The sequence below is a fragment of the Actinoplanes aureus genome (genome assembly GCF_015704865.1).
GTDB lineage: Bacteria > Actinomycetota > Actinomycetes > Mycobacteriales > Micromonosporaceae > Actinoplanes > Actinoplanes aureus.
Window position 1 is genome coordinate 303,538 of record NZ_JADQTO010000008.1, and the last position, 8,413, is coordinate 311,950.

8 protein-coding genes are annotated in these 8,413 nt (G+C 67.8%); 7 read left to right on the plus strand and 1 reads right to left on the minus strand.

Annotated elements, in window-relative coordinates:
* Positions 1-103 precede the first annotated feature (103 nt).
* Genes I4J89_RS19690 through I4J89_RS19710 form a run of 5 tightly spaced genes read left to right on the plus strand, consistent with a single transcriptional unit; the run spans position 104 to position 5,319 of the window.
* Complete coding sequence (locus I4J89_RS19690) at positions 104-1,081, plus strand: carbohydrate ABC transporter permease (protein WP_196415438.1); 978 nt, start codon at positions 104-106, stop codon at positions 1,079-1,081.
* Entirely contained in the window at positions 1,081-1,938 is an 858-nt protein-coding gene (locus I4J89_RS19695; protein ID WP_196415439.1) for a carbohydrate ABC transporter permease, read from the plus strand. The genes I4J89_RS19690 and I4J89_RS19695 overlap by 1 nt, the downstream gene beginning before the upstream one ends.
* A gap of 33 nt (positions 1,939-1,971) precedes the next feature.
* Positions 1,972-3,417: an N-acetylglucosamine/diacetylchitobiose ABC transporter substrate-binding protein gene (gene ngcE, locus I4J89_RS19700; protein ID WP_196415440.1), complete on the plus strand. Its 1,446-nt coding sequence runs from the start codon at positions 1,972-1,974 to the stop codon at positions 3,415-3,417.
* A 44-nt stretch (positions 3,418-3,461) separates the two neighbouring features.
* On the plus strand, positions 3,462-4,367 hold the full coding sequence (locus I4J89_RS19705) for a carbohydrate ABC transporter permease (protein WP_196415441.1): 906 nt from the start codon (positions 3,462-3,464) through the stop codon (positions 4,365-4,367).
* Positions 4,368-4,386: 19 nt separating this feature from the next.
* Positions 4,387-5,319, plus strand: coding sequence for a carbohydrate ABC transporter permease (locus I4J89_RS19710; protein WP_196415442.1), 933 nt, complete (start codon positions 4,387-4,389; stop codon positions 5,317-5,319).
* Positions 5,320-5,450: 131 nt separating this feature from the next.
* Here I4J89_RS19710 and I4J89_RS19715 read toward each other — a convergent pair whose 3' ends face one another.
* Positions 5,451-6,338 (minus strand): LysR family transcriptional regulator, encoded by an 888-nt coding sequence (locus I4J89_RS19715; RefSeq protein WP_196415443.1) that lies wholly within the window; start codon positions 6,336-6,338, stop codon positions 5,451-5,453.
* A gap of 106 nt (positions 6,339-6,444) precedes the next feature.
* Here I4J89_RS19715 and I4J89_RS19720 point away from each other — a divergent pair, with 106 nt between their 5' ends.
* Both I4J89_RS19720 and mgrA read left to right on the plus strand, forming a co-directional pair.
* Positions 6,445-7,299: an aldo/keto reductase gene (locus I4J89_RS19720; RefSeq protein WP_196415444.1), complete on the plus strand. Its 855-nt coding sequence runs from the start codon at positions 6,445-6,447 to the stop codon at positions 7,297-7,299.
* A 1-nt stretch (position 7,300) separates the two neighbouring features.
* Positions 7,301-8,290, plus strand: a complete 990-nt coding sequence (gene mgrA / locus I4J89_RS19725; RefSeq protein ID WP_196415445.1) for an L-glyceraldehyde 3-phosphate reductase — start codon at positions 7,301-7,303, stop codon at positions 8,288-8,290.
* The last annotated feature ends 123 nt before the right edge of the window (positions 8,291-8,413 follow it).

The following is an 8,413-nucleotide window of genomic DNA, read 5'->3' on the forward strand; positions in this document are numbered from 1 at the left end:
CCGCCCACAACCCCCCCCCCCCCCCCGCGGCCTGCGCCCCGGGGGGCCCCGGCCCCGCGGGGCGGGCCGCCACACCTCGCCAGAAGGTGGAAGAGGATCACTGATGTACGCCGTCGACTCCCCGGCGAGCCCGGCGCGGGCGCAGCAGACCCCGCCGGCTCCGCCCGCGCACCGGACGCGCCGCCGCCGTAACCGCAGCGACAACCGGGTCCCGTGGCTGCTCACGCTGCCCACGCTTCTGATCCTGGTCGCGCTTCTCGCCTATCCGCTCTACCGCATGGTCGTGCTGTCGTTCCAGAACATGCGGCTGCGGGAACTGATCACCGGTTTGACGCCGCCGTGGGTCGGCTTCGATCAGTACACGAAGGCGCTGGGGGACGGCGTCTTCTGGGGGGTCGTGGCGCGTACCGCGGCCTTCACGGTCGTCTCGGTCACCATCTCGGTGCTGGCCGGCCTCTCCATCGCACTGCTGATGCGCCGAGTGCACAGCAAGGTGCGGATCTTCATGATGGTCGCGATGATGTTCGTCTGGGCGCTGCCCCAACTGGTGGCCGCGCAGGCGTTCCGCTGGCTGACCGACTCCGACTTCGGGGTGGTGAACTACGTACTCACCAAGCTCGGCCTGGACTACGCGAACCACAGCTGGTTCGTCAATCCGTGGCAGGGCTGGGCGGTGATCACCACGCTGGTGGTCTGGGCCGGCATCCCGTTCCTGGCCATCTCGCTGAGCGCCGGACTCACCCAGGTGCCGAAAGAGCTGATCGAGGCCGCGACGGTGGACGGCGCCTCGAGCTGGCAGGCGCTGCGCAACATCACCCTGCCGATCCTCAAGCCGCTGCTGACCATCGTCACCACGCTGTCGGTGATCTGGAACTTCGGTCTCTTCACGCAGAACTGGGCATTGCGGGACGGACACCCCGAGCCGGTCTATCAGACCCTGTCAACCTTCTCCTACACGCAGGCGTTCGGGCAGTCCCGGTACAGCTACGGTTCGGCGATCGCGGTGATCACCGTGCTGCTGATGTTCGGCGTGATGGTGTTCTACATCCGTCAGATGTTCAAGATCGGAGAGGTGGACTGATGGCTCGCCACGACGAGGGCGTCGTCACCGTCGGACGCAGCCGTATCGGTACGTTCTTCGCGAACACCACGGGCATCGTCTTCGGTCTGCTCATGCTCTTCCCGGTGTACTGGGTGCTGAACACCGCGTTCAAGCCGACCAACGAGGTCCAGAGCTTCACGCCGACGTTCCTGCCGGAGAACCCGACGCTGGACAACTTCAAGTCCGCGCTGGGCGAGGAGCTGTTCCTCCCGGCGATGGTCAACGGCTTGATCATCACGGCCATGGCGGTGGCGGCGGCGCTGGTCGTCGGCTTCCTCGCGGCGCTGGCGATCGCCCGGTTCGCCTTCTACGGGCGCAAAGCGATCATCCTGGTCGTGCTGGCCGTGCAGCTGGTGCCGTTCCTGGCGCTGCTCATCCCGCTCTTCCTGATGATGCAGCGGGCTCAGCTGACGAATTCCCTGATCGGCGTGGCCCTGGTGTACCTGGTGCTGCTTCTGCCGTACACGGTGTGGACGCTGCGCGGCTTCATCTCCGGCATCCCGCGGGAACTGGACGAGGCCGCGATGATCGACGGCTGTTCCCGTCCCCAGGTGTTCTGGCGGATCATCCTGCCGCTGACCGGCCCCGGTCTGGTCGCCACCTCGATCTACGGTTTCATCCAGGCGTGGAACGAGTTCATCATCATCAACACGCTGAACAGCCCGCAGAAGCAGAATCTGATGGCCTGGCTGCTCTACAACCAGACCGAGCGCGGTACCGCCTGGGGCCCCCTCATGGCCGGTGCGATCATCACCTCGATCCCGGTCGTGGTCTTCTTCCTGCTGATCCAACGCAACATCGCCACGGGGTTGACCGCCGGCGCCGTCAAGGGCTGAGTATTCTTCCCGGAATCATCTGAAAGGACATCGATGTCTGACATAACGAACTCCGAGCTCGACCGTCGTACCCTGCTGCGCCGCGCTGCCGCGGTCGGCATCGCCGCCACTCCCGCGGTGGGCATGCTCAGTGCCTGCGTCGGCGGCGGCGAGGACGACAAGACCGAGCAGGCCACCGGGACCAAGTCCGCGGAGAACCCGCTCGGCATCGACCCCAAGGCGCCCATCGAGATCGTCATCTTCGACGGCGGCCTCGGCACCAAGTACGCCACCGACGTCGACACCCCGATGTACAGCAAGAAGTGGCCGGAGTCGAAGGTCACCTACTCGGCGACCCAGCAGATCGCCACCACGATCAAGCCGCGGCTCAACTCCGGCGACTCGCCCGACATGATCAACAACTCGGGCTCCGACCTGATGGACTTCGGTGCCATCGTCAAGGCCGGCCAGGCCGCCGACCTGACCGACCTGTTCGCGGCCCCGTCCTTCGACATCGAGGGCAAGACCGTCGCCGAGACCCTGGTGCCGGGCGCGGTCGAGCAGGGTACGTACGACACCGACAGCGGCCGCAAGCCGTTCGCGGTGAACTACTCCTTCACCGTCTTCGGCCTGTACTACAACAAGAAGCTGTTCGACAAGAACGGCTGGACCGCCCCGACGACCTGGGCCGACTTCACCGCCCTGTGCGACAAGATCAAGGCGGCCGGCATCACGCCGTTCGGCTACGCGGGCGCGAACGCGTCCTACTACATGGTCCGGGCGATCCTGACCAGCGCCGGCAAGATCGGCACCGAGCAGGTTCTCAAGGACATCGACAACCTGAAGCCGGGCGCGTGGCAGGCCCCCGCGATCAAGCAGGCCGCCGAGGCCTGGGGCCAGATCGGCGCGAAGTACATCAACAAGAGCTTCCTCGGCCTCAAGCACACCGAGGTCCAGCTCCAGCAGAACCAGGACAAGCTCGCGATCTACCCGTGCGGCTCCTGGCTGGAGAACGAGCAGGCGGCCAGCATCACGCCGAACTTCGAGTACGCGGTCATGCCGTACCCGAGCGTGACCGGCTCGGACCAGCTGCCGGCGACCGCGATCAACGCGGCGGCCGGTGAGGTCTACTTCGCGTCGGCCAAGGGCAAGAACCCGCAGGGCGGCAAGGAGTACCTGCGCGTCATGCTCTCCAAGGCGGCGGCGCTGGAGTTCACCAAGCTGACCAAGTCGCTCACCGTGGTGGCGGGTGCGGCCGACGGCCTCACCATCTCGCCCGGTCTGACCAGCGCGAACGACATGCTGTCGAAGGCCGGCAAGGACGTCTTCATGGGCTACCTGTTCGACACGTGGTACAAGAAGCTCGACGACGCGTCGCGTGAGGCCGCCAACACCCTGATGTTCAACGGTGGTGACGCGCAGAAGTTCTGCGACGCGATGGAGAAGGCTTCGCAGGAGGTCGCCAAGGACTCCTCGATCGCCAAGTTCACCCGCGTCTGAGTTCCCGGTACCCCACGCACGACTACGTAGGACGGTAAAGCGCCATGCGGCATGGCAAGTATCCCTTCATCATCGGTTTCCTTGCCGTGCCGGTGGCGCTTTACGCCATCTTCGTGGTCGGCGCCTACCTGCAGATGTTCCGGCTGTCGCTGACCGACTGGACGGGCTACGGCACGTTCAACGACATCGGCTTCGCCAACTTCGAGAAGCTGTGGAACGACTCGGTCTTCTGGACCGCGCTGCGGCACAACGGCTTCCTGCTGCTCCTGCTGCCGATCGTGACGATCGCGCTCGCGTTGTTCTTCGCGTTCCTGCTGAACGTCGGCGGCGGCTCCAAGGGCGGCGTCACCCGCGGTGTCTGGGGCTCGCCGATCTACCGCGTGATCTTCTTCTTCCCGCAGCTGCTGGCGCTGGCCATCGTCGCGGTGATCTTCGGCCGGGTGTTCGGCCCGGACAAGAGCGGCATGATCAACGGCCTGCTCCCCGACTCCTGGGAACCGTGGCTGTTCCTGGCCAGCGAACGCTGGGCGCTGACCTGCATCCTGGTGGTGCTCGTCTGGCAGGCGGTCGGCTTCTACGTGGTGCTCTTCTCGGCCGGCATGGGCTCGATCCCGCAGGAGATCTACGAGGCCGCCGCGCTGGACGGGGCGAGCCGGATCACGCTGTTCTCCAAGATCACCCTGCCGCTGCTCTGGGGCAACATCCAGGTCGCCTGGATCTATCTCGGCATCGCCGCGTTCGACGCCTTCGCACTCGTCAACATCATGACCGTGAACCAGGGCGGCCCGAACAACTCGACCCAGGTCCTGAGCTTGCAGATCTATCTCAACGCCTTCAAATACTCCCAGGCCGGTTACGCCTCGGCGCTCGGCGTCGTGCTGTTCTTCCTGGCCCTGAGCTTCGCCTGGCTGACCCTGCGGGTCAGCCGTCGCGACGCCGTCGATGCCTGATACCGAGAGGCTCCAGACGATGACGAACCTCACCAGCAACCCCGGCGCCAACGCGGTGGGCGCCGCTCCGGAGGCGAAGCCCAGGCGCGCCGGTCGCGACGCCGGCGCCGAGCGCCGCGTCAACCCGCTCGGCGGCGTGGCGCACCTCGCACTGTTCCTGTGGGCGCTGGCCACCGTCGGCCCGCTGATCTGGGTGGTGCTGGCCTCGTTCAAGAGCAATGAGGAGATCTTCCTCGGTACGCCGTTCGCGCTGCCGGAGAGCTACTCGTTCGACACCTACGCGCAGGCCTGGAGCGAGGCGCACATCGGGCAGTACTTCCTCAACAGCGTCTTCGTGGTGTCGGTCAGCACGGCCGGCACGATGCTGCTCGGGTCGATGGCCGCCTACGTGCTGGCCCGCTACAAGTTCGTCGGCAACCGGTTCATCTACTACCTGTTCGTGTCCGGGCTGGCCTTCCCGACCTTCATGGCGCTGGCCCCGCTCTTCGGCATCGCGCAGTCGCTGAACCTGCTGAACTCGTTCTTCGGCCTGATCCTGATCTACATCGCCTACTCGCTGTCGTTCACGGTGTTCTTCCTGGTCGCGTTCTTCCGCACGCTGCCGCACGAGATCGAGGAGGCGGCCACCGTGGACGGGGCCGGGCACCTGCGCCGGTTCTTCCAGGTGATGATGCCGATGGCGAAGTCCGGCCTGATCAGCATCACGATCTTCAACATCGTCGGCCAGTGGAACCAGTACCTGCTGCCCGTCGTGATCATGCAGGGCGCCGGTTCGGAGTCCAAGTACGTGCTCACCCAGGGCATCGCGAACATCAGCGTGTCGGCCGGTTACCAGGCCGAGTGGGGCCAGCTGTTCGCCGCGCTCACGCTCTCGATCCTGCCGATGATCGTGGTCTACGCGATCTTCCAGCGGCAGATCCAGGCCGGTCTGACCGCGGGCGCGGTGAAGTGAGCCTTTTCCACGCGGCCAGGGCGTAGCGCCTGGCGAGGGCGGTCGTCTGCAGGACCTGCGGACCGATGGCGGCCGGTCGGATCACCCCACCGGGTGGGCGGCCGGCCGCGCGCCGGGGTGGGTCACGGGGCTCATCGCGGACCGTCCGGCAAGGCGAGCCGCAGCAGGGCGTCGGTCGCCGGCCCCGCGGGTGCCCCGGCCGGCAGAGCGACCGACACCTGCCAGGCCGGTCCCGGCCCGCGGATCGCGGCCGCGTGCAGGCCCTTGGCGTGCGGCTTGCGCGTCACCGGAGCCGGAACCAGGGCGACGCCGAGGTCCTGGTGCACGAAGTCGAGCAGGGTGTGCACGTCGTTGACCTCGACCGCGACGCGCCGATCCGCGCCGGCCCGGGCGAAGGTCAGATCGTTGACCCCGCGGGCGCCCCAGTCCGGGCTGAAGTCGACGAAGTTCTCGCCGGTCAGGTCACCCACCGAGACCTCGTCCTGTGCCGCCAGCTCGTGCGCCGGGTGGCAGAGCAGCATCATCGACTCGACGCCGAGCGACAGCAGGCGTACGCCGTCCGGCGCCGGACCGGGAAGCGCGACGAACCCGGCGTGCAGCTGCCCGGTGCGCACCTGCTCGACGAGGTGCCCGGAACCGGCGTAGCGCAGCCGCACCTCGACGCCCGGATGAGCGCGGCGGAACGCGGCGACCAGCGGGGGCAGATCGATCACGCCGAGGCACTGCTCGGAGCCGACCGCCAGGCTGCCGCGCAGCAGCCCGCGGACCGCCGCCACCGCGTTACGGGCGGCCGCCGCGCTGGCCAGCGTCCGGTGCGCCTCGGCGAGCAGCGCCTGCCCGGCGTCGGTGAGTTCGACCCGGCGGGTGTGCCGGACGAACAGCTCGGCGTCCAGCTCCCGTTCCAGGGCCCGGATCGAGGCGGACAGGCCGGATTGGGCGACCCGCATCCGTTTGGCCGCGCGGGTGAAATGCTGTTCCTCGGCGACGGCCACGAAGTATTCGAGATGCCGCAGTTCCACGATTCAGCACTTTAGCTGCTGAATCCGAGCGGTTTCTTCTGTTGGACGCGGCGATATGGGGAATACCAGGGTGGAAGGCGACGACAACATCCCCAGGAGGACCCCAATGCAGAGCCGTCGTATCGGCGACGTGCAGGTCAGCGCGATCGGGCTCGGCGGCATGCCGATGTCGATCGAGGGCCGGCCGGACGAGGAACGCTCGATCCGTACCGTCCACGCCGCCCTCGACGCCGGTGTCACCCTGATCGACACCGCTGACGCGTACCACATCGGCGCGGACGAGGTCGGGCACAACGAGTCGCTGATCGCCCGCGCCCTGGCCAGTTACGGCGGGGACACGTCCGGCGTGCTGGTCGCCACCAAGGGCGGGCATCTGCGGCCGGGCGACGGGAGCTGGACCGTGGACAGCTCCCCGGAATACCTCAAGCAGGCGTGCGAGGCCTCGCTCAAGCGCCTCGGTGTCGAAGCCATCGGGCTCTACCAGCACCACCGGCCCGACCCGAAGGTGCCGTACGCCGACTCGATCGGCGCGATCCGCGACCTGCTCGACGCCGGCAAGATCCGGATGGCCGGCATCTCCAACGCCAACCCCGCGCAGATCCGCGAGGCGCGGGAGATCCTCGGCGGCCGCCTGGTCTCCGTGCAGAACCAGTTCTCACCGGCGTTCCGCAGCAGCGAACCGGAGCTGGAGCTCTGCACCGAGCTGGGCATCTCCTTCCTGCCCTGGTCGCCGCTGGGCGGGATCAGCCGGGCGGCCGAGCTGGGCGGTCACGCGGCGGCTTTCGCCGCGGTGGCCGAGAGGTACGGGGTGAGCCCGCAACGGGTCTGCCTGGCCTGGCACCTCGCCAAGTCGCCGGTGTCGATCCCGATTCCCGGCGCCAGCCGCCCCTCGACGATCCAGGACTCGGCGCAGGCCGCCGCCCTGGAACTGACCACTGAAGATCTTGCGGAGCTGAACTGACATGGAGTACCGGCGGACCGGCCGCAGCGGCCTGAAACTGCCCGAGATCTCACTGGGCCTGTGGCACAACTTCGGCGACGACCGGCCCCTGGAGACTCAGCGAGCCATTCTGCGGCGGGCGTTCGACCTGGGTATCACCCACTTCGATCTGGCCAACAACTACGGCCCGCCGTACGGCTCGGCCGAGCGCAACTTCGGCGGGCACCTCGCCCGGGACTTCCGGTCCCACCGCGACGAGCTGGTCATCTCCACCAAGGCGGGCTACGACATGTGGCCCGGCCCGTACGGCGACTGGGGCTCCCGCAAGTATCTGACCGCGTCGCTGGACCAGTCGCTGAAGCGGATGGGCCTCGACTACGTCGACATCTTCTACTCGCACCGCTTCGACCCGGAGACTCCGCTCGAGGAGACGATGGGCGCCCTCGACGCCGCGGTGCGGGCCGGCAAGGCGCTCTACGTGGGCATCTCGTCGTACTCGCCGGCCAAGACCGCGGAGGCCGCCGCGATACTGCGGGACCTCGGCACACCCCTGCTGATCCACCAGCCGTCCTACTCGATGCTGAACCGCTGGGTCGAGGACGGTCTGCTGGACACCCTGGAGGAGGTGGGCGCCGGCTGCATCGCGTTCTCCCCGCTCGCCCAGGGCATGCTCACCGACCGGTACCTCACCGGGGTGCCGCAAGGCTCGCGGGCCAGCGAGGACAAGTCGCTGAACACCGGCCTGCTCAGCGACGAGAACCTGAACAAGGTGCGGTCCCTGAACGCGATCGCCGAGCGGCGGGGCCAGAGCCTGGCTCAGATGGCGATCGCCTGGGTGCTGCGGGACCCGCGGATGACCTCCGCGGTGCTCGGTGCGAGCAGCGTCGCCCAGCTCGAGGCGAACGTCGCGGCCCTGGCGAACACCGCGTTCACCGCGGAGGAGCTGGCCGAGATCGACAAGTATGCGACCGATTCCGGCATCAACATCTGGGCCGGCTCCAGCCAGCAGTGAAGTGTCATACCCGAGGGTGACAATGGCGGCGTGCTGATAGCTGTCGCGCCTGATCCCGCCGGGCGGGGGGGGGCCCCGGGGGGGGGGGGGGCCGCCGGGGCCGCCCCCCCCCGGCGAGTGGAA